Below are 20311 nucleotides of genomic sequence, written 5' to 3'. Positions count from 1 at the left end.
TTCAGCTCCGAAAGACCTGCCGATCGTCGCGATAGGCCATTATGGCCCGCGGCCGGAGATGAGCGCCTTGTCCGGTCTTGAACAGGTCGGGGTGGGACACCATCGCTTTGAGGCGAGTGCCGTCAGGCAGCGCCAGGTCCACCAGGCCGTGGGTGCCAAAATCAGTGACGCGGTGCACCTTGGCTGGAGCATCCTCTGAAGCTTCCAAGTCGAGTGCTTCAGGCCGTACGGCGAGGATTGCCGCACCGTCAGAGATAGGCAGCGGCACTGTCAGACCGGCATGGCTGAAACTGCCGTTGCGCACCTCGCCTTCCACCAAATTCATGGTGCCGATGAAACCAGCGACGAAGGGCGTCTGCGGATCACGATAAACCACATCCGGCCGGTCGATCTGTTCGGTGCGACCATCGCGCATTACTACGATGCGGTCGGCCATGGAGAGCGCCTCGTCCTGGCCGTGGGTGACGAACAGCGTCGTAATCTTGAGGCGCTGCTGGATGTCGCGCACCTCCTCGCGAAGGCGTTCGCGCAAGTGCTGGTCGAGGCTGGCAAAAGGCTCGTCCAGCAGCAGGATCTTGGGTTCAAGTACCAGCGAGCGGGCCAGCGCTACGCGTTGCTGCTGTCCGCCCGAAAGCTTGGCGACATGGCGGGTGCCGTAGCCGGAGAGGCCCACGAGATCGAGCACGGCCTCGACACGCCGCTTGATCTCATCCGGAGCCACTTTGCGCAGCTTTAGTCCGAAGGCGAGGTTCTTGAACACGTTCATATGGGTCCAAAGCGCGTGGCTCTGGAATACCATGCCGGTGGGGCGCTTTTCGGCGGGCACATGGGTGATGTCTTCGCCATCAATGGTCATGTGGCCGCTGGTGGGGCGCTCGAACCCGCCCACCATGCGCAGCAGGGTGGATTTGCCGGAGCCGGAGGGGCCGAGCAGGCACACAAGTTCGCCATCGGCCACATCAAGCGAGAAGCTGTCCACGGCGCTGACGGCGCCGCCAAAAATTTTGGATACGTCTTTGATCTCGAGAACGGACATCAGTTTTTCCTAGCCGCCGAAGCCGCGGGCGAACGAACCGGAATTGACAACCCGGCGGGCAAACAGCAGGGCAATGAAACTTGGCACCCAAAGCAGCACGGACAGCACCGCGCCAAATTGGATCACCGGCTGGTTGTTGATGAAGGAGATCATCAGCACCGGCAGGGTGCGCACCTGCGGCGCGCCGATCAGCCAGGCGCCTTCGGTTTCATAGAAGGTGCCTACAAAGCTGAGGAGGATTGCCGCTGCGATGGTCGGGCCGGCCTGGGGCAGGGTGATAGACCAGAACACCCGGAACGGCCCGGCACCGACGTCGCGCGCCGCTTCTTCCATGCGCCGGTCCACGGATTGGAATGCCGCCACCGGAATCCAGATCATGAACAACAAGGTGCCCACGAGCTGGATCAGCACCACGCCCCAAAAGGTGCCGATAAGATTGAGCTGCAGGAAAATGCCGGCAATGGCGACGAGGAGGCCAAATTTGGGGAAGGCGTGGCCGGCGAGAAACGAGAAGAACAGGAGGTCCCGGCCGGGAAACTCCAACCGGGCGAAGGCAAAGGCGGCCGGCAGGCAGATGGCAGCCGAGATCAGCGTGACCGTGGTCGCCAGGGTCAGGCTCATCGTGATGGAGGTCCAGACATCGGCGCGGCCCAAGGTCTGCCCCCAGAAGCGGAGACCGAACTCCTGCGGGATCACCGAAGGATAGCGCCACACATTGGTGAAGGCCCAGGTGCCCACCACGAGCAGCGGGAACACGATAGCTAGCGTTAAAACAACGGCCAGGATGATGCCGGTCCAGTCGACGCGGCGATGCACAAGAGTGGCCATGCTAGGGCGTCCTGTTCTTGGCGACCGAGCGCACATAGAAAAGACCGAACACGATGCAGAACCCGAAGGTCACGACGGCCTGGGTAATGGCACTGGTTGGATCATAAAGGTCGCGGAAGGTGCGCTGCATGAAGGGGCCCATCATTTCGGGCGCCGCTGGGCCCAGGATGTAGGGCAGGGTGAAGGCCGAGAAGATGCCCAGCACGGCAAAGGAGATGGCGACCAGGATGGAATTGGTGATACGCGGCAGAATGATATGCCAAAGCAGCGCGAAGCGGCCGGCGCCGACGTCTCTTGCGGCCTCGATCGATTGATTGGACACATTGCCGAGACCCGATAGCAGGATCAGAACGGTCAGCGGGATATTGTCCCAGACGAGGCCGATCACGGGTCCCCATGGCGTTAGATAGGGGGAGCGGATTTTGGGCAGGCTAATCGCATTAAGCAGCAAGTCTACGGTGCCATTGGGGCCAAGAACGCGGATCAGCGCGAAGCTCAGGATGATCGAGGGCACGAACATGGGAAAGATGGCGAGGCCCTGCACATAGGCCGCTACCTTGCTGTCGGAGAAGCGCAGGTAGAGCGCGATCGGCAGGCAGATGACGAGCAGCAAAATGGCGCAGACGCCAGTGGTCCACAGCGTGACCGACAGGTTTGATAGGCTGTAGCCGTCTGAAAAAAAGAAGCGGTAGGTCTCGAGCGAGAACTGGGTCCCCTCGGGTGTCCTCAACCAGATGGTGGTGATCACGGCCGAGATGATGGGCCAGATCACGAGCCAGAGAACCAGCAGCACCGGCACGGCGACGAGCAGGAGGCCGACCGGCCTCCTGCGTTCTGGCGAAGCGGGCATAACCGGTCGGCCCGCGTCGATTGCGGTCACGAGGCGGGGTCCACGTTTGGCGCCACCGTGCGATACCAGCCATCATTGATAGCAACTTCCCAGGGGCCGCTGGGGAAAACCGGGATGGAGCTGGGGATGATGTCGGCGAAGCGCTCGCGCAGATCAGACGCTACATAGTCCCAAGATACGCCGGGAAAGCCGCCGAGTTCGGTCAGAACTGCCGACTGGATTTCTTCGCTCAGAACGAAATCAGCCAGCTTGATCGCCGCATCCTTGTTGACGCCATTGGAGAGAATGGTGATGCGCGAGAAGCCGCCGGGCAGTCCAAGATCCTGCAACTGCACCAGGCCCGTGGTTTCTGGGAGCACCCCTTGTTCGATGGCCTTGAGCACCTGATCGGACCACGCCGGGATCATGGTTACGGCAGCCTGCCCGAGCAGCTGCAGCGATTGGGTATTGCCGGATGTATACGCACCCTGGTCGAACAGCGACGGGGCAATATCCTTGAGGATTTCCCATGCCGCGGGCAGCATGGCCGCGGTGTTTTCGGGCGTGGCATTATCGACCGTAAACTTGCTGAGATCCTGGCCATTGGCCTCGAGCACAGCCCGCCGCACGAAATTAAGACCCGAACCGCCCTTGTTGGGGCGATTATAGATGAACTGGCCCGGATTGGCTTTGATCCAAGCCATCAGGTCCGGCCAGGTCTTGGGCGCGTTGGCGGGATCAAGCTTGGTGGTGTCGTAGGCCAGCAGCACCTGCGAGCCGCGGTAGGGCAAATTGGTGGGGATGTCGATGCCGAGCGGATTAAGCTTGGAGTAGTTGGACAGCCCCGCCTGCTCGAAGTCGACCCACAGACCTTGTTCCAAGGCGCCGACCGGTTGCCGCGAGTCAAAACCTTCGAAGAAATCTGCCTGGGGGTCGGCGTTCGAGCTCATGGCAGCGAGGCCGCGCTCGGCGATGGACTGGAGGCCCGCATTGTCCCCGCCGTCCACCAGGTTGAGCGTGGTGCCCGGATTGGCCGCTTCGAAAGCGGGCTTCACTACATTGGTCCAGAAGTCGAGAATGTTCTGATCCGAGCTCGTGTACCAGTCGATCGTGCCTTCGGCGGCGAAGGACATGCGGGGCAGGACGGCCATTCCGGCTGCGGCGCCGGCAGCTGAGATCATGAAGGTGCGGCGTTTCATTGTGCTTCTCCCATGAGGCGATCCGGGGCGGATCGCCGCGCTTTCCGTGCCGATCGCGGAGGCGGATGGCGGCTCTTGGCCAAACAACGAACCGGATCGGCGCCGGCTCGTTCGCCCCATGGGCTCCTCCCGCGCATGCGCATCGACGAGGCCGACCCAATCTGGTGCTGGGTTTTGCCGGCCGGCGAGACATATGCTGGGGCCAAGACAACACCGAAATACGACTGCACACAAGTGCAGCAGCGAACATTTTTCGTCGGTGTGTCTAGCGCGGTTGCATAACGCTTTAATGACAAACATGCGCGTTGCGCACGTGTGCAAGGATGCCGCTAGGGCGCGCCCGGACGAACCGAGCGGCGCCAGATCGGCATCGGCTCGATCACCCTTCGCGTCGAGTCCGCATTGTCGGGCTGCTGCAGCAGTGCCACGACTTCATCGGCGATCAGCTCTAGCGGCTGGGAGAAGGTGGTCAGGTTGTAGGATGCCCAACCGGCCTGCTCGATATCGTCGAAACCGATGACACACAGGTCTTGCGGAATGCGCAAGGCAAATTCCTGGCGTGCGGCGTCCATGAACCCCAGCGCAAAGAGGTCGGTTACGCAAAAAACACCGTCCGGAGCCTGGGAGCGGCCAAACAGCCGCCGGGCTGCCAGCTGTCCTTCGGCATAGCTGGAAGGGCCGACCTCGGTGGCGGCTACGGCCATGCCGGCAGCTGTCGCGGCCGCAACAAATGCACGCTGCCGTTCCACCAGACTCGCCGTGCGGGTGTTGGAGGTGACAACCGCAAGGCGCAGGCAGCCCGCGCGCTGCAGCAGGTACTGCGCCTCGGCGCCCGCCATGGCGTTGTCGACGCCCAGATTGGAGCTACCAACCAGCCGCTCGTCGCGGTTGATCAGAATCACCTGCTGGCCGTTGGCAAGGCAAGTCTCGATCAGGCTCGCGGGGGGCGTGCCGGATAGCACCACCGTAGCATCGGCGCGGTAGTTGAGCGTTTGGCGCAAGGCTTGCGCCGCGCTTTCCTGATCGGTTTCGGTGTTGATGATCATGATGATCTTGCCCACCGCCTGCAGCCTGCGGGTCAGCACATCGACGAGGCGGGCGCGGATAGGGGTGGTGAGATTGGCGACGACCAAGCAGACGATATTGCTGTTTTCGCGCAGGCCGCGGGCAAGGTGGTTGACGTGGTAGCCAAGGGCGCTCGCTGCATCGAGCACCTTGCGGCGGGTGGCTTCCGATACGCTGGCGCCGTCCGTGAAGGTGCGCGACACCGCCGAACGGGAGACGCCGGCGCGCTCCGCCACCATCTGGGCTGTGACGAAGGTTCTGGGTCTGTCGCTCATGGTGTGCGCCATCCTGCTCGGGCGGCGCGATTAGCCGGGAGAACACAATGGACGTCAAGATGGGAGGGTGTTCCGCAGTGCTGCGATCGCGGCGGGCAAGCCGCTCAGAGGGTCAGCACGAAGCGGAAGAGCGCATCGCCTTCCCACCACATTGGGAAATTGGTGCCCCATTTGTTGTTATAGAGATTGACCCGCAGTCCGGCAGAAAAATCTGGCACAGCTGGCTGGAACGGCAAGAAGGGCGAGCCGACCGGGGCGACGAGGGCGGCGTCGAGCAGGTCAAACGTAATCTCGCCAATTGCACCCTTGGCCCGAACCGCCTCCGCCGCTTGAAGCTGACCGCCGCCCCTGCGGACGATGGCCTTCGAGTCGTGCCAGAGTCCCAGCTTGCACAGGTACCAGTTGCTGAGGCCTGCAGGGCTGAACTGGAGGAAGCCAGCTTCGGGCATGCGGTTGGCCGGCTTGTTGCGCAAGATGAGGCGGATCTCAACCTGCCGCTCGCCGAGACCATGTAGCGCAATTTCGCACTGACCCGGCGCGCCGAGTTCGGCATGAGCTTGGGGGGGCAGGGTGGCCATGGCCGTGCTGACGCCCGCTACCCCAACCAGGCTTGGGACGAAGCTGGCGGTGCGCGCAGTCCTGGCGGTTTGCAGGCCGGGCTTGTCGTGGTCGAGAATGGCCCAGATTTCGCGATGCTGAAGATAGCTGTCGAGGTGCTCCTGCAACGCCGCCCAGTCATAGCTTTCGTGGCTATAGCCGAGCAGGAGCCCGTTTTGCCCCTCAATGCGCGAGCCAGCGGGCGATAGCAGCGCTCGAATCCCGCCGGTGACTGGATCTAGATCCGCGACCCAGCCGGCATCGCTGATGCGGTCGCCTGTTGCATCTGGCACCGGCGCAGTGACCGGCAATGTTTCTGCAAGTGCCGCTTCGGCGATCTCCCGATCGATGGGCTGGAGCTCTGCCAGTGCGGCATCGAGATAAGCGCGCTGCTCGGCCCAGGATTGCTCGGTATAGCTGAAGCGATAGTCAGTTGCGCGTGCGCGCTCGAAGTCGACCCGGTCCCAGGCCGTTTCGTTGCGCAGATAGGTCTTGATGTCGACGCCCCAGGTATGTTCCGCCACCATGGCGAGGCCGCGGCCAAAGGCGCGGCGCTCGGTCGTCGGTTCGCCAATCCAGCCGTCATGAAGCCGCTGCAGAGCGCGAAAACGCGCCAGCTTATGCGGGTCGCTCGCCGTGCCATGGATCCAGCTATCGCCGATCTCCTCGGTCACTACGGGAAAGCTGTCTCGCCGGTCCCACATCAACTCGCCAAAGGCATCCAGGGTCGAGGCGGCAATGGCTGCACCTGGATTGGCGTGCTGGATGTGGCGGAGCGCTTCTACCGTCTGCGGCACGCTTTGGGGCCCGATATTGTCGGCGGTGTGGGCAAAGCTGAGCCCGACCTCTTCTCCGGCGGGAAAGTCGGTGGCGCCATAGGAGCCTTGATACATCACGACGATTTCCGCGCCGCTTGAGGCGCGCCAGCGGAAAATCGGCGGCACGTCGGGAACGGGGCTCGCGGTATTAACCCCGAGATGCAGGAAGCGCACCCCGGCGGCCGCGAGCAGCGGGACCATGCCCAGCGTATGTCCCGGCACATCGGTCATCTTGGCCGCCGTGGTGGTGCGGCCGAAGCGGCGGTCCAGTTCCTCGGAATAGGATAGCCCGGCTTGGAACAAGGCTGGCGACATGAGCTCGGTATGGGTAGTGAAGGGCAGGGCGTGCCAGGTGATCAACCCGCGCCCGATGGCTCGCTCCAAGCGCCTGACACGCTCGGCGTCCTGAGAATGGAGGTGATCCCAGATAAGCCAGGCGCCCGTGGTCCAAATAAATGTGGGATGGACGGGATTTTCGGCAAAAAAGTGCTCGCTCGTCCGGATCGCCTGCGGAATGAACTGCTCATGATATTGCTCGCGAACCCGCGCGGCGTGGTCGGTAAAGCCGATATCGAGATGGGTCTTGAAGATCAGGTGGATATGTTTGGCCATGGAGTTCAGCCAACCGTGCCGCGCACGATGAGCCTGGTGTTTAGGGTTTCGTGAAACCCCGCAGCGTCGGGCTCGTTAAGGCGGCGCAGAATCAGACGCACCAGGGCACTGACCCGCTCGTCTAGGTCGAACTTGACCGTGGTCAGGTTGTAGCTTTTCCAATGGGACTGGGCGATGTCGTCAAAGCCTACGACCTTGACGTCCTGAGGCACGCGCAAACCGAGTTCATGACGCAGCGCATCGATAACCCCGAAGGCGCCGACATCGTTGGCGGCGAAAATCGCATCCGCGCTGTCGCGAACGCGAAAGAAGTTCACCGTGGCCTGGTAGGCGGTGTCATAGCTATAGTCGCCCTTGATCACGACTGGTGGAGGCAGGCCGCGTCGCGCCATCACCTGTTCGAGGGTGTGCTGCCGCGACGCGTTGGCGCGAGATCCGCGCGCTCCCGAAAGATAGGCGATGCGCCGCGCACCATAACCCTGCAGCAGGGCAACCGCCTGATCGATCCCATCCCAGTGCAACACGTTGAGCCGGTCATGCATAGGGCCGCTGCTGGGCTGGTCGGCGGCACCGGGCGCGGGATAGTGCACATAAATGGGCACCGCGCGGCCCATGAACCGGGCCAAGGTGCTCGGCTTGACATTCTCGACGAAGGCAATCACGGAATCTGGGTTGTGGCCCCGCATCGTGGCCAGCAGCTGCTCGTCCATGGAGTAGTCGGTGCGCGTCTTGAACAGGAGGGTGGCAAAACCCTCGTGCTGCAGTGCAGTGGTCAGCGCGTCAATCTCCTGGCTTTCCCAATAGGCGTAGACGTCGGGCACGATGATGCCAACTAGGTGGGAGCGCCCGCTGACCAGCGCACGGGCAGCTCGGTCGGGAGTGTAGTCCAACTCCTTGGCGATGCGCAGGATCAGTTCGCGCTTGGCGGGCTTAAGCGACGCATGGGGATTAAAGGCGCGGGACACGGCAACCCGCGAAACATTGGCGCGCGCTGCGACCATTTCCGCAGTCGCCCTGCCGCGAAGGGCCCCACCTAATTCGTTCAAACGCGCCTCCCGTCATCTGCCAAAAAGATGAAAGCGTGTACAAACCTCTGGGCGCAGCGCGTCGATCTGTCAAGAATAGCCCATTGAGCACGAGCTGGCTTTTCGTCGGTAATCGTCACTGGAACGTCACCAATACATGCCATCTGGGCTGCCGGGGCTCAATGGGGCCGCAAACGGGGCTGCGAATCTCCGCATTGACGTTCTGTGATAACGTGTTCATTCTCGCTGGGCTGGTAGAGCACAGGTACTGTCCGACGCCCCGGCCAATATAGGGCTACCGGAGAATTCGGAGCCACCACATGGGAGGTTTTGCAATGAGCAATCGTTGGCGTGCAGTTGCGCTTGGTGTGGCCGGGGCAGCAGCCACGGCTATTCCGGCTTTTGCCGTTGATCTCGATGTCACCTGCCGTTGCGTGATTGGTGGCGTTAACAGCGGCACGGCCGAGTGGATCGAAAACAGCGTCATCCCGGCTTTTGAAGCGGCGCATCCCGACGTCGATGTCCGGCTCAATCAGTTCGGCGGCGAGGACGCGCAGCTCACCCAGCAGCTGGCGCTGGATTTCTCGACCGGCGCAGGTCCCGATGTCTCTGCCTTCGATGGCTTCCTGATCCCCTCCTTTGTGGAAGGCGGCTTGCTCAAGCCATTGAACGCGGTCGCCGGTGAAGCGGTCGATAGTTGGACGGGCTGGGCGGCGCTTTCGGAGGGATCGCGTGCGCTGATGGCATATCAGGGCGATTATTACGGCATCCCGCTGGGGACCGATGTGCGTATGCTTTATACGCGAAAGGATATCCTGAGCGAAGCGGGGATCGATGCAGAGAACTGGCAGCCCGCCTCCTGGGACGACATTCTGGCGGCAGCACGAGCTATCAAGCAGGTCAAGCCGGATAGCTTCCCCATTCAACTCAACGCCGGCGTTGCCATGGGCGAGGCCACCACGATGCAGGGCTATTGGCTGGCGCTGCTCGGCACCGGCGAGGGTGTTACCGACGAGAGCGGCAAGTTCATTGTTGCCAGCCAGGGCATTCTCGATACGCTCAACCTTTACAAGACCATCTATGTCGATGAGCAATTGGGTGAGCAGCGCGCCCAACTCCTGGCCGATGGGCGGAACCGCTCCTTTGCCAATTTCCGCGACGGCGTAACGGCGCTGTTGTTTGAGGGCGACTATTTCTATCGCTCCGTGACCCCCGAGGGCTCCGAGTTCGCAGTGCCTGATCGTGATGCCGTCCTCGGGTGGGCCAAGATCCCGGCCAAGGCGCCCGGCGCTGGCATTCGCGGGCAGGATTTTGTCACCATCTCAGGCGGTACCGGGTTTGTCATCAACCCGGCAACTGATGCACCCGCCGAGGCATGGGCGTTCCTGTCGTTCATGAACGAGCCCGAGCAGCTAGCCGCCTTCCAGGCGATACAGCCGCGGATCACCGCGCGTACCGATGTTGAGATTCCCAATAATCCATTCCTGACGGAAACCAGCCAGGCGCTCCTGCCGCTGACCACCGCACGCCCAAACGATCCCAACTACAATGCGGTGTCGGCTGAGATCCAGCGCATGACCGAAGCGGTGGTTTCGGGCGAACTCTCGCCCGAGGATGCAATGGCTCAATACGGGTCGGCGGTCATTGCGATCGTCGGCGAGGAAAACACCGTCAGTCTGCTCTAGCCCTCCCAGGCGCTGGGCGCGCGGGAGCAATCCGGCGCGCCTGCTCTCACACCGTGAGGTGCTTTGCCCGGGCAAAGCCTCGAACCAGCCGGTCAGCGCAACAGGGTTTGTGCCAGCCTCTCATCCTCAGGCCAGAGCGGCCGAGCTCTAGTTTGACTTCTGACTACGCGGGGCCAGCATGACCACCGAGACCACCGCAGCTCCCCGCAAGCGCAAGCCCCGCAATTTCGCCCTTTTGTCGAACTGGGCGGGAGCGGCGTTCCTTACGCCGGCAGGGATCCTGGTGTCGGTGTTCGTGATCGTGCCCTTCTTCTGGGTGATCTTTGTTTCATTCACCAACCGAACGCTCCTGGGGCGCACGGCGCTCAACCCGGAGTTTGTTGGTCTCGGCAACTATCTCACCCTGTTTGATCCGGCGACCTTCTTTCAGCGCGGGCAGTTCGGTTTCTCGCTGATCCTGACGACGCAGTTCGTGCTCGCCTCGGCGCTGCTCGGCCAGGCTTTGCTTGGCCTGCTGCTGGCCTGGCTGATCCAGACCGTGCCGCCCTGGGTCAAGCGCATCACCGAAACCTTCGTCATTGCCGCCTGGATATTGCCCGAGGTTGTCATCGGCTTTGCCTGGTTCGCGTTTCTCGATCGCGACCAGGGCACGCTGAACATGATCCTTGAAGGCGTTGGCCTGCCGCCGGGCGACTTCCTCCTTCAGCAGCCGTTCTGGGTGATCGTTGCCTTCAATACCTGGCGCGGCGCGGCCTTCTCGATGATGCTGTTCAGCTCGGCCTTTTCATCGATCCCGCCCAGCTACTTCCAGGCGGCCGATGTGGCGGGTGCTTCGAGCTGGCAAAAGTTCCGCGATATCGGGCTGCCGCTGATCCACGGTCATATTGTCACCGATCTCATCCTCATCACCATGTGGACGTTCAATACCTTCACGCCATTTCTGCTCACCAATGGCGGGCCGAGTTATCGGACGGAGCTGGTGTCCATCTACAATTACCGGGTCGCCTTCCAGGACTTCCAGTTCGGCAAGGGTGCGGCCGTCGGCGTGATCATGATGCTGATCAACCTGGCTTTTGCGCTGATCTATCTCAGCATCGGCCGCAAGAAAAAGGTGCGCTGAGCATGGGCCTCACCATTCCCGCCTTTGTCGGTCGCATCGCGTTTTCGGCGTTGGCCGCGCTGATCGGCGTCATCTTCGCGCTGCCGCTGCTCTGGTTCCTGTTTGCGCCCTTCAATGCCCGGGCCGAGCTGGGGCTGGCCGTGCCGGCCCCCTGGACACTGTCGAACTTCTTCACGGTGTTCGGCAATTCCTATGCGGTGCAGGCGCTCTGGAACAGTTTCATCCAGGCAGTCGGTGGCGTGATCCTGGTGGGTGCCGCGGCAACGCTTGCCGCTTATGCCCTGAGCCGCTCATCCATCCCGGGCAAGGGCGCTGTCACCTATATTTTGCTGCTGTTCTCCTCGGTGGTGTCGGGATCGGCAGCGATGGTGCCCATCTTCCTCATCATCTCGGCCGCCGGGCTCATGGACACGCATCTGGCTGTCATCCTGACTTTTGCCGGTGGCTTGCTGCCGACCGCGATGTTCATCCTGCGCGACTTCATCGACTCCATCCCCAAGTCCTATGAGGAAAGCGCGATGGTGGCGGGCGCATCCCCCGTGCAGGCCTTTTTCGATGTGGCGCTGCCGGTGATCCGGCCGGGGATTGTGGTCATTGTGGTGTGGAGCTTCGTCAATATCTGGGGCTCGTTTCTGATCCCCTTCATCCTCTTGCGCAGTGACAGCAACATGCCCGCATCGGTCGCGATCTATTCGTTCTATTCGGAGGCCGGCACGCCCATCGTGACGCTGTTGGCGGCCTATTCGCTGATCTACTCGCTGCCGGTGATCGCGCTTTATCTCTTTGTCAGCTGGAGGTTCGGCTTCCGGTTCTTTGGCGGCATCAAGGCTTAGGTTACATGGCATCAGTCCAGTTCAAGAACATCACCAAGCGCTTCGGCGAGTTCAATGCCGTGAGCGATGTCAGCTTCGATATCGGGGATGGCGAGTTCGTCTGCCTGCTCGGGCCGTCCGGCTGCGGTAAAACAACTTCGCTGCGCATGATTGCGGGACTTGAAACCCCGAGCTCCGGCCAGATCCTGATCGGTGGCGAGGAGGTAACGGGCCTCCACCCCAAGGACCGCAACATCGCCATGGTGTTCCAGGACTACGCGCTTTATCCGCATATGAACTTGGCCGACAACATCGCCTATCCACTCAAGGTGCGCGGCGAGTCCGTTGCCAACCGGCACGGGCGCGCCAAGGAAGTGGCCGATGTGCTCAAGATCGGCCAGCTGCTCGACCGGCTGCCGAGCCAGATTTCCGGCGGACAGCAGCAGCGCACTTCGCTCGCGCGGGCGCTGGTGTATCCGGCCAAGGTTTATCTGTTCGACGAGCCGCTTTCCAACCTCGACGCCAAGCTGCGCCTCGAAGCCCGTGGCTTTCTCAATCACCTGCAGCGCGACATGGGCATCACCGCCGTTTACGTGACCCACGACCAGGCCGAGGCGATGGCGCTGGCCACCCGTATCGCCGTCATGGACGCCGGCCGTATCGTGCAATACGCCCCACCGATCGAGATCTACCGGCGGCCTGCCACCACTTTCGTGGCCAACTTCGTCGGCAATCCGCCGATGAACCTGATCGAGGTCGAGAGCATGCACGGCGACGGCATGCTGCGCCTCTCGGCCGATGGTCTGACGATCGCCGCCTTGCCGATGAGCGACGCCATTGGCAAGGCGCTGGCACAGGGTCCCAAGCTCACCTTGGGCGTTCGCCCTGAGCATCTCGGCATTGCAACTCCTGGCAGCGCCAACACCATCACGGCGCCCTTGTTCGCCAACGAGAATATGGGTCCGGAAAGCCTCGTCACCGTTGATCGCGGGCAAGGGGTGCGTGCTACGGCTCGCATCTTCACCGACGAGCACCTGAACCTTGATGAAATGGTCACCCTCGGCTTCTCGCTGGAGCATGTGCATTTGTTCGACGGCGCCCAGAACCGTATTCCCGCTGCGGGGGAGAATCCGGCGTGAGCCAGACCATCATTGCCCGGGTCACCCCGGCCGAGCAGGCTCGGAACCCCTATTTCTATCTTCCCTTTGAAGTACCCGAGGGAATAACGCGCATCGACGTGACCCTGGTTTACCCCAAGGCCGAGGACTGCGTCATTGATCTCGGCGCCTTTGATCCGCGTGACACTGGCTATCCCACCCAAGAGGGCTTTCGCGGCTGGAGCGGCGGGGCGCGTGAGAGCTTCTTCATCGCCACCGATGATGCCACGCCCGGTTATATCCACGGCGAGATCCAGCCCGGCACCTGGAACATCGTCCTTGGGCTCTACAAGGTTCCGCCCGAAGGTGCGCAGGTCAGCGTCACGATCAGTCTCGATGCTACGCCCCGTAAGCTCGCGCCGCAGCCCGCCCGAACCTCGCCCGTGCGGGAAGGGGCCGGATGGTACAAGGGGGATCTGCATTGCCACACCTTCCATTCCGACGCCCGCGGCGCGCCCGAACTGCTCCATGCAGCCGCCCGGCAGGCCGGGCTCGACTTCCTCGCGGTTGCCGACCACAACACGATCAGCCAGCGCCGCTATTTTCACCCGCAATCCTCGACAGACCTCATCTTTGTGCGCGCCATGGAGGTGACCACCGCCGTGGGGCACGCCAATGTTTTTGGCGTGGATGACTGGATCGACTTTCGCATGACGGCGCCAGCCGACGCGCATGTGCTGGCTGACCTGGTGCACCGACGTGGCGGGCTGTTGTCGATCAACCACGACAAGCCCACCATTCCCTGGGACTACGAATTTCCCGCCGCCGATTGCCAGGAAGTGTGGCAATCGACCTGGCTGGCCTGGAACTGGATCGCGCTGGAGCGCTACCAGCAGCGGCTCGCCTCCGGCCTCAAGCTCTCGGCTATAGGCGGGTCGGACTTCCACCAGCCGGACCGCCTGCTGCCGGAGGGTCCCCTAGTGCTGGCGCGTCCGACCACGGTGCTTTGGCTGCCCCAACTCAGCGAAGACGCTGTTCTGGCCGCGATGAGGTCGGGCCACGGCTATGTCACTGAAAGCCCGAGCGGCCCGCATCTTGAGATCAGCGCCGGCCCCGTCGCGATGGGTGGCACCGCCGCCAGCCTTGCTGCCATCGACGTCCGCGTCAGTGGCGCCGCGGGCGATGAACTGGTGCTGATCGACGCCGCCGGCCGTGTCGCCCGCACCGAGATCACCAGCGACGACTGGCGCACCACTGTCGCACTGTCTGCGCCACAAAAATTCGTTCGGGCGGAAATCATCGCCGGGGCGAGCCGTGCGGCCCTTGTTGACCAGTTCACCGCCGCGCTCGAGGGCCGCGAACTGCCCTGGCAGCTCAAGGGGGCGGATCTGCTCGATCAACCCATTCGTCGTGCCCTCAGCAATCCCATCTATCTCAGGTCTTGAACACCATGCTTATCGGCAACGCCCCTTGTTCCTGGGGCATCAACTATCCCACCGGCAACCGCTACACCTGGCAGCAATATCTCGATGAAGTGGCAGAGGCTGGCTATGCCGGGACCGAGCTGGGGCCGTTTGGCTTTTTGCCAAAGGACGCCGCCCTGCTCAACGATGAGTTGGCCAAACGCCAGCTGACGCTGATCGGCGCCACCCATGTGCACACTTTTGGCGATGCCACGACTGCTGCGCAGTTCACCCAAACCCTGCGCGAATTGTCGGACCTGCTTGCCAAGCTTGGCGCACGGCACCTCGTGATCATGGATGAAAGCAATTGGTATCCTGAAGGGCAGGAGGGTGTGCTTGATGCGCCGGCTTGGCACGGGCTGATTGGCATGGTCCGGGATGCCCAACAGCTGGTCGAGGGTGAGTTCGGCCTCAAGCTCAGCTTTCATCCACATGTCGGCACCGCAGTGGAGCGGGAGGATCAAATCGACCGGCTGCTGCACGACACCGAGATTGACCTTTGCTTCGACACCGGCCATCACGCCTTTTGGGCGCAGGACCCGCTCGCCTATATGGAAAAGGTCTTCCCCCGCATCGCCTATATGCATCTCAAGAACGTCGACCCCGTCGTGCGGGGCTGGATGCTTGCTGGAGAGCTTTCGATCGCGGATTCCTACGGCGCCGGCATCATGTGTCCGCTGCCCGATGGCGTTGTCGATATCGCCGGCGTGATGGCTTTCCTCCAAGCGGGCAATTTCGCCGGACCCGTTGTGGTGGAACAGGATGTTGCCGCTAACGCCGCCGAAACGCCAGTGCAGCTAGCCGCGCGCAATCTTGCGTTTGTGAAAGGGATTGGGGAATGACCACTCCACTCAAGGTCGGGCTGATCGGGTTGGGGGAAGTCGCCCAGCTTATGCACCTGCCGCTCCTCGCCGATGACCAGCGCTTCGCCATCACTGCAATCAGCGATGTTTCGCTGAGCCTTCTCGACTATATTGCCACCCGCTACGGTGTCCCCTCGCGACACAGCACGGCTGACGCGCTGATTGCCGATCCGTCTGTCGATGCCGTCTTTATCCTCACGCCCGATCATCTCCATGCCGAGCTGCTGGAAAAATCCATTCGGTCGGGCAAGCATGTCTTTGTGGAAAAGCCGGCCTGCCTGACGGTGGAACAGTTGGAGCCGATCCTGTCGGTGCCGCGCCGCGACGGGCAGATCGTCTTTGTCGGTTACATGCGCCGGTTCTCGCGTCCGTTTCTCGAACTCAAACGGCGCCGTCCGCCCCTGGCGGCCATCCGGCATGTGCGGGTGCGCGATATCATCCGCGAGGCACCGTTCTTTGTGGGCCAGACCCGCAATGTGTTCCGGCCCAGTGACGTTCCGGCCGAGGTGATCGCGCAAGGTCGGGCTAGCACGCAAGCCATGCTCCGATCGGTTATGGGCGAAGAGTGCCCGCCCGAAGCTCTGCGCGCCTATCAGGTGCTGACTGGCCTTTCTTCACACAGCTTTTCCGCCATGCGAGATCTGTTGGGCCCGCCCAAGGGCGTGCGTTATGCCACCCAGCACAAGGGCGAAACGGTGATCGCCCTGTTTGACTATGGCCACTTCACCGCGCTTTATGAGGCCGTGATCGATGATGTCTCGCGCTTTGATGCCGGCATTGAGGTGCTGACACAGACTCAGCACTTCAAGCTCAACTACGACACGCCCTATATCCGCAACTTGCCCACGCGGCTCGAGATCACCACTTCCTCGGACACGGAAACGGCGACGGAGATCATCGGCCCCGTTTATGAGGATCCGTTCCGGATCGAGCTCAATGCGTTTCTTGATAGCGTCCGCACCGGCCAGCCTCCGCGCACCGGACTGGAGGATTCGCTCGAAGATCTCAGGCTGTTCCGGGAAGTCGGGCAGCACTTCCGGCGCTAGACGACGCGGCGGCTTGCCGCCAGCGGCACCCGGGGGCCGCTGGGTAGTTTGGAATGTATGTTCCGCGTTGACAAAGCAGCAGAACCGGGATTTCCTCAACTCAGCCGGATGAATGGGCCACGAAGAGCCCCGGTTGAGGGGGAGTTCCGTTGTGGCGTCCCAGTTCGCAATCAACCACATATTTGTGCCGCGGCCGCGGCTTGCAGGGCTTTGGGCTAGTGCCGTGGAGGCGCGGCTCGATGCCTGCTGTTCCCCGGGCGCCTCGCAGGTTTCCATGATGGAGGGGCGGGCCGGCTCGAGGTCGTGAACGTCGGGGATTTCAATTCCCGCAAAGGGACATCCGGAACAAAGGGGCGAGACCGGACGCCTGCTCTGTGGAGGAGACGAGGACATGAACAAGATCGCGCTGGCCGCACTGGCCACGACCATGCTGTCGACCGGATTTGCCGGTGCTGCCCATGCTGAAACCGTGGGTGTCAGCATGGCTGCTTTCGACGACAATTTCCTGACCGTGCTGCGCAATGGCATGGCTGATTATGCAACGACGCTGGAGGGGGTTGAACTGCAAGTGGAGGACGCCCAGAGCGACGTTTCCAAGCAGATGAGCCAGATCCAGAATTTCATCGCATCAGGCGTCGACGCCATCATCGTCAATGCGGTGGATACGGATGCGACGGCTCCCATGTCCCAGCTCGCAGTCGATGCGGGCATTCCGCTGGTTTATGTGAACCGGCAGCCGGTGAACCTCGATGCGCTGCCCGAGAACCAGGCTTTCGTTGCGTCCAACGAGGTGGATTCCGGGACCCTCGAGACCAAGGAAGTTTGCCGGTTGCTCAAGGAGGCCGGCAAAACGGAGGCCAATGTCGTGGTGATGATGGGCGAGCTGTCCAACCAGGCGGCCCGGCAGCGCACGCAGGATGTGCATGATGTGATTGCCGCGGACGAATGCTCGTTCATGACGGTTGTGGAAGAGCAGACTGCCAACTGGTCACGCCAGCAGGGGGCCGATCTCATGACGAACTGGCTTTCGGCGGGCATCCAGTTCGACGCGGTCATCGCCAATAATGACGAGATGGCCATTGGCGCAATCCAGGCCCTCAAAGCCGCCGGTACCGACATGGACGCCATGATCGTGGGCGGGGTGGACGCGACCCAGGATGGCCTGGCCGCTATGGAGGCCGGGGATCTCGATGTCACCGTGTTCCAGAACGCCGCCGGACAGGGCCAGGGGGCGCTCGATGCGGCCCTCGCTTTGGCCCGGGGCGAAGAGGTTGAGCGGGAGGTCTGGATTCCGTTTGAACTCGTGACGCCTGACAATCTGGCCGAGTACCAGAACAAGAACTGATCCTCCTTGGCGCACCGCTTCGGTGCGCCATTAACATCATTGGTTCGGGACATCATGATGAAACTGAATTCTGTACTTCTGGCTCTGAGCGCGCTGCCCTTGTCCTTGGTGCTACCCGCCCATGCCGAGAATATTGGCGTGTCCATGGCGAGGTTTGATAGCACCTTCTTGACCCTGCTTCGCAACGGCATGGAAGCGCGTGCCGCCGAACTGGGTGACGTCACGCTCCAGGTGGAAGATGCCGTCAATGATCCCAGCACCCAGCTTAACCAGGTTAGCAATTTCATTGCATCGGGGGTTGATGCCATCATCATCGCGGCGGTGGACGCTGAGAGTACGCCGGGTATGAGTGCCCTGGCGGACGCCGCCGGCATCCCCATTGTCTATGCCAACCACCCACCAGCCGACATTGATGCCCTGCCGGAGAAGGGCGCCTTCGTAGGCTCAAATGAGGTGGACTCGGGCACCCTGCAGACCCGCGAAGTGTGCCAACTCTTGGGGGGCAGCGGCAATGTGCTGATCCTTATGGGGCCGCTTAATAACCACTCCGCCCTTCAGCGCACTAAGGACGTGCACGACGTCATCGCAACGGACGACTGCAAGGGGATGAGCGTGCTCGAGGAGCAAACCGCCAATTGGGATCGCCTGGAAGCGGCCAATCTGATGACCAACTGGCTATCCTCCTCCATGGAGTTCGATGCGGTTATCGCCAACAATGACGAGATGGCGATCGGCGCGATCCAGGCGCTGAAGTCAGTAGGTCGTGACATGGATGGAGTTGTAGTTGCGGGCGTGGACGCGACGCCAGATGGATTGGCCGCGATGGCGGCGGGCGATCTTGATGTGACCGTGTTCCAGAACGCCCAGGCGCAAGGGGCCGCCTCCGTGGACGCGGCCATTGCCTTGGCACGCGGTGAGGCGACTGAACAGAAAATTTGGGTGCCGTTTGAACTCGTCACGCCCGAAAACATGGCCGAGTACCAGAACAAAAACTAGGCTTAGCTTCCCGTCGGAGGGGAAGCGACCCTGAGCAAGGGAGGCGGGGCGATGGTTAGTCCGCAGACGATGCGCGCCGTTCGCGAGAGCGGGGCGGTGCCCAATTCGCCGTTCCTTCTGGAGATTGCCCATGCCCGCAAGGAGTTCCCGGGGGTGGTGGCGCTGGACGACGTGTCGTTGCACCTGCGGCGCGGCACGGTGCATGCGCTGATGGGGGAGAATGGGGCGGGCAAGTCGACGCTGATGAAAATCATTGCCGGGATCTACACGCCCGATAGTGGCTCGGTGCGGCTGCGGGGGCAAGAGATCCGGCTCAAGTCCCCGCTCGATGCGCTAGAGAACGGCATTGCCATGATCCATCAGGAACTCAACCTGATGCCCTATATGACGGTGGCCGAGAATATCTGGATCCGGCGCGAGCCGCTCAACCGCTTCGGGCTGGTTGACCATCGCGTACTCAACCGGCGGACGCAGGAGCTGTTTGATCGGCTCCATATCGACATCGACCCAGAAGTGCAGGTTTCGAGCCTCACCGTGGCCAGCCGCCAGATGGTCGAGATCGCCAAGGCAGTCTCCTATGAGAGCGATGTTCTGATCATGGACGAGCCCACTTCGGCCCTGACCGAAACGGAAGTGGCGCATCTGTTTGCGATCATACGCGACCTCCGCCGCGACGGAAAGGGCATTGTCTACATCACCCACAAGATGAGCGAGCTTTTCGAGATCGCCGACGAGGTTTCGGTGTTCCGGGACGGACGCTATATCGGCACCCATCCTGCGGCAGAGGTCACGCGCGACGAGATCATCCGCATGATGGTGGGCCGCGAGATCACCCAGCTCTTCCCCAAGGAGGAGGTGCCGATCGGGGAGGTGGTGATTTCGGTCAAGGACCTCGCGCTCGAGGGGGTGTTCGCCGACATTTCGTTCGACGTGCATGCCGGGGAAATCCTGGGCATTGCGGGCCTTGTGGGTTCGGGGCGCTCCAATGTCGCCGAAACGATCTTTGGCATCACGCCGGCCACTGCGGGCACGATCGAGGTGCGGGGAGAGCAACTGGATGTCACCTCGCCCACGGTCGCGATCCATCATGGCATGGCGCTGATCACCGAGGATCGCAAGGAGACGGGCTGCCTGCTAATGCTCGACATTCAGGAGAACATGCAGCTGGCGGTGATCCAAGACAGGTTCACCCGCGCAGGCTTTGTGCAGCAAGGGCCGCTCAGCCGCGCCTGCGAGGAGATGAGTGCCAAGTTGCGGATCAAGGCGCCGAGCCTTGAGGAGCAGGTGGAGAATCTGTCGGGAGGCAACCAGCAAAAAGTGCTGATCGGGCGTTGGCTGTTGACCGGACCCAAGATCCTGATCCTCGATGAGCCGACCCGCGGCATCGATGTGGGGGCCAAGGCCGAGATCCACCGGCTCGTGACGCAACTAGCGCGGCAGGGCGTGGCCGTGATCATGATTTCCTCCGAGCTGCCGGAGGTACTGGGCATGAGCGACCGCATCATGGTGATGCATCAGGGGCGCGTCACCGGGATCCTCGATCGCGCCGAGGCCGATCAGGTCAAGATCATGGACCTGGCCGCGCGATGAGTGATTACTG

The 20311-nt window shown here is 62.1% G+C and carries 17 protein-coding genes; 10 read left to right on the top strand and 7 right to left on the bottom strand.

Going from position 1 to position 20311, the window contains the following annotated elements:
* Position 1: 1 nt before the first annotated feature.
* The 7 genes from ELX51_RS09845 to ELX51_RS09815 all read right to left on the bottom strand — a co-directional run bounded on the left by ELX51_RS09845 (position 2) and on the right by ELX51_RS09815 (position 8305).
* Positions 2 to 1036, bottom strand: coding sequence for an ABC transporter ATP-binding protein (locus tag ELX51_RS09845; RefSeq protein ID WP_127753348.1), 1035 nt, complete (start codon positions 1034 to 1036; stop codon positions 2 to 4).
* Positions 1037 to 1045: 9 nt separating this feature from the next.
* Positions 1046 to 1864 carry an ABC transporter permease subunit gene (locus ELX51_RS09840; RefSeq protein ID WP_127753347.1) on the bottom strand — a complete coding sequence of 273 codons (819 nt, stop codon included), beginning with the start codon at positions 1862 to 1864 and terminating at the stop codon, positions 1046 to 1048.
* Position 1865: 1 nt separating this feature from the next.
* A complete protein-coding gene (locus tag ELX51_RS09835; RefSeq protein ID WP_127755240.1) occupies positions 1866 to 2714 on the bottom strand; it encodes an ABC transporter permease subunit in 849 nt (282 codons plus the stop codon).
* 26 nt (positions 2715 to 2740) lie between these two features.
* Entirely contained in the window at positions 2741 to 3892 is a 1152-nt protein-coding gene (locus tag ELX51_RS09830) for an extracellular solute-binding protein (RefSeq protein WP_127753346.1), read from the bottom strand.
* Between the two features lie 329 nt (positions 3893 to 4221).
* Positions 4222 to 5232: a substrate-binding domain-containing protein gene (locus tag ELX51_RS09825; RefSeq protein ID WP_127753345.1), complete on the bottom strand. Its 1011-nt coding sequence runs from the start codon at positions 5230 to 5232 to the stop codon at positions 4222 to 4224.
* 104 nt (positions 5233 to 5336) lie between these two features.
* The gene (locus tag ELX51_RS09820) at positions 5337 to 7259 is read right to left on the bottom strand and encodes a DUF5054 domain-containing protein (protein WP_127753344.1); all 1923 of its coding nucleotides are present in this window, start codon (positions 7257 to 7259) and stop codon (positions 5337 to 5339) included.
* 5 nt (positions 7260 to 7264) lie between these two features.
* Positions 7265 to 8305, bottom strand: coding sequence for a LacI family DNA-binding transcriptional regulator (locus ELX51_RS09815; RefSeq protein WP_248305302.1), 1041 nt, complete (start codon positions 8303 to 8305; stop codon positions 7265 to 7267).
* Between the two features lie 314 nt (positions 8306 to 8619).
* Between ELX51_RS09815 and ELX51_RS09810 the strand changes: the two genes are divergently transcribed.
* From ELX51_RS09810 to ELX51_RS09765, 10 genes are all read left to right on the top strand, one after another.
* Positions 8620 to 9969, top strand: coding sequence for an extracellular solute-binding protein (locus tag ELX51_RS09810; RefSeq protein WP_127753343.1), 1350 nt, complete (start codon positions 8620 to 8622; stop codon positions 9967 to 9969).
* Positions 9970 to 10147: 178 nt separating this feature from the next.
* Positions 10148 to 11089 (top strand): sugar ABC transporter permease, encoded by a 942-nt coding sequence (locus ELX51_RS09805; RefSeq protein WP_127753342.1) that lies wholly within the window; start codon positions 10148 to 10150, stop codon positions 11087 to 11089.
* Between the two features lie 2 nt (positions 11090 to 11091).
* On the top strand, positions 11092 to 11922 hold the full coding sequence (locus tag ELX51_RS09800) for a carbohydrate ABC transporter permease (RefSeq protein ID WP_127753341.1): 831 nt from the start codon (positions 11092 to 11094) through the stop codon (positions 11920 to 11922).
* A 5-nt stretch (positions 11923 to 11927) separates the two neighbouring features.
* Positions 11928 to 13040, top strand: coding sequence for an ABC transporter ATP-binding protein (locus tag ELX51_RS09795; protein ID WP_127753340.1), 1113 nt, complete (start codon positions 11928 to 11930; stop codon positions 13038 to 13040).
* Positions 13037 to 14443, top strand: a complete 1407-nt coding sequence (locus tag ELX51_RS09790; RefSeq protein WP_248305301.1) for a CehA/McbA family metallohydrolase — start codon at positions 13037 to 13039, stop codon at positions 14441 to 14443. The genes ELX51_RS09795 and ELX51_RS09790 overlap by 4 nt, the downstream gene beginning before the upstream one ends.
* Positions 14444 to 14448: 5 nt before the next feature.
* Positions 14449 to 15303 carry a sugar phosphate isomerase/epimerase gene (locus ELX51_RS09785; RefSeq protein WP_127753339.1) on the top strand — a complete coding sequence of 285 codons (855 nt, stop codon included), beginning with the start codon at positions 14449 to 14451 and terminating at the stop codon, positions 15301 to 15303.
* Positions 15300 to 16370: a Gfo/Idh/MocA family oxidoreductase gene (locus ELX51_RS09780; protein WP_127753338.1), complete on the top strand. Its 1071-nt coding sequence runs from the start codon at positions 15300 to 15302 to the stop codon at positions 16368 to 16370. Before ELX51_RS09785 ends, ELX51_RS09780 begins: the two co-directional genes overlap by 4 nt.
* Before the next feature lie 391 nt (positions 16371 to 16761).
* Positions 16762 to 17715: a sugar ABC transporter substrate-binding protein gene (locus ELX51_RS09775; RefSeq protein WP_127753337.1), complete on the top strand. Its 954-nt coding sequence runs from the start codon at positions 16762 to 16764 to the stop codon at positions 17713 to 17715.
* Positions 17716 to 17772: 57 nt separating this feature from the next.
* Entirely contained in the window at positions 17773 to 18711 is a 939-nt protein-coding gene (locus tag ELX51_RS09770; RefSeq protein ID WP_127755237.1) for a sugar ABC transporter substrate-binding protein, read from the top strand.
* Between the two features lie 51 nt (positions 18712 to 18762).
* Positions 18763 to 20301, top strand: coding sequence for a sugar ABC transporter ATP-binding protein (locus tag ELX51_RS09765; RefSeq protein ID WP_127753336.1), 1539 nt, complete (start codon positions 18763 to 18765; stop codon positions 20299 to 20301).
* Positions 20302 to 20311: the final 10 nt, after the last annotated feature.

This window comes from Devosia sp. 1566, assembly GCF_004005995.1.
Taxonomy (GTDB): domain Bacteria; phylum Pseudomonadota; class Alphaproteobacteria; order Rhizobiales; family Devosiaceae; genus Devosia.
This window is presented reverse-complemented; position numbering and strand designations above follow the sequence as displayed.

Coding starts and splice junctions, on each gene's coding strand:
- ELX51_RS09845 (WP_127753348.1), bottom strand. CDS start 1,036: ATGTCCGTTCTCGAGATCAAAGACGTATCCAAAATTTTTGGCGGCGCC.
- ELX51_RS09840 (WP_127753347.1), bottom strand. CDS start 1,864: ATGGCCACTCTTGTGCATCGCCGCGTCGACTGGACCGGCATCATCCTG.
- ELX51_RS09835 (WP_127755240.1), bottom strand. CDS start 2,714: ATGCCCGCTTCGCCAGAACGCAGGAGGCCGGTCGGCCTCCTGCTCGTC.
- ELX51_RS09830 (WP_127753346.1), bottom strand. CDS start 3,892: ATGAAACGCCGCACCTTCATGATCTCAGCTGCCGGCGCCGCAGCCGGA.
- ELX51_RS09825 (WP_127753345.1), bottom strand. CDS start 5,232: ATGAGCGACAGACCCAGAACCTTCGTCACAGCCCAGATGGTGGCGGAG.
- ELX51_RS09820 (WP_127753344.1), bottom strand. CDS start 7,259: ATGGCCAAACATATCCACCTGATCTTCAAGACCCATCTCGATATCGGC.
- ELX51_RS09810 (WP_127753343.1), top strand. CDS start 8,620: ATGAGCAATCGTTGGCGTGCAGTTGCGCTTGGTGTGGCCGGGGCAGCA.
- ELX51_RS09805 (WP_127753342.1), top strand. CDS start 10,148: ATGACCACCGAGACCACCGCAGCTCCCCGCAAGCGCAAGCCCCGCAAT.
- ELX51_RS09800 (WP_127753341.1), top strand. CDS start 11,092: ATGGGCCTCACCATTCCCGCCTTTGTCGGTCGCATCGCGTTTTCGGCG.
- ELX51_RS09795 (WP_127753340.1), top strand. CDS start 11,928: ATGGCATCAGTCCAGTTCAAGAACATCACCAAGCGCTTCGGCGAGTTC.
- ELX51_RS09785 (WP_127753339.1), top strand. CDS start 14,449: ATGCTTATCGGCAACGCCCCTTGTTCCTGGGGCATCAACTATCCCACC.
- ELX51_RS09780 (WP_127753338.1), top strand. CDS start 15,300: ATGACCACTCCACTCAAGGTCGGGCTGATCGGGTTGGGGGAAGTCGCC.
- ELX51_RS09775 (WP_127753337.1), top strand. CDS start 16,762: ATGAACAAGATCGCGCTGGCCGCACTGGCCACGACCATGCTGTCGACC.
- ELX51_RS09770 (WP_127755237.1), top strand. CDS start 17,773: ATGAAACTGAATTCTGTACTTCTGGCTCTGAGCGCGCTGCCCTTGTCC.
- ELX51_RS09765 (WP_127753336.1), top strand. CDS start 18,763: ATGGTTAGTCCGCAGACGATGCGCGCCGTTCGCGAGAGCGGGGCGGTG.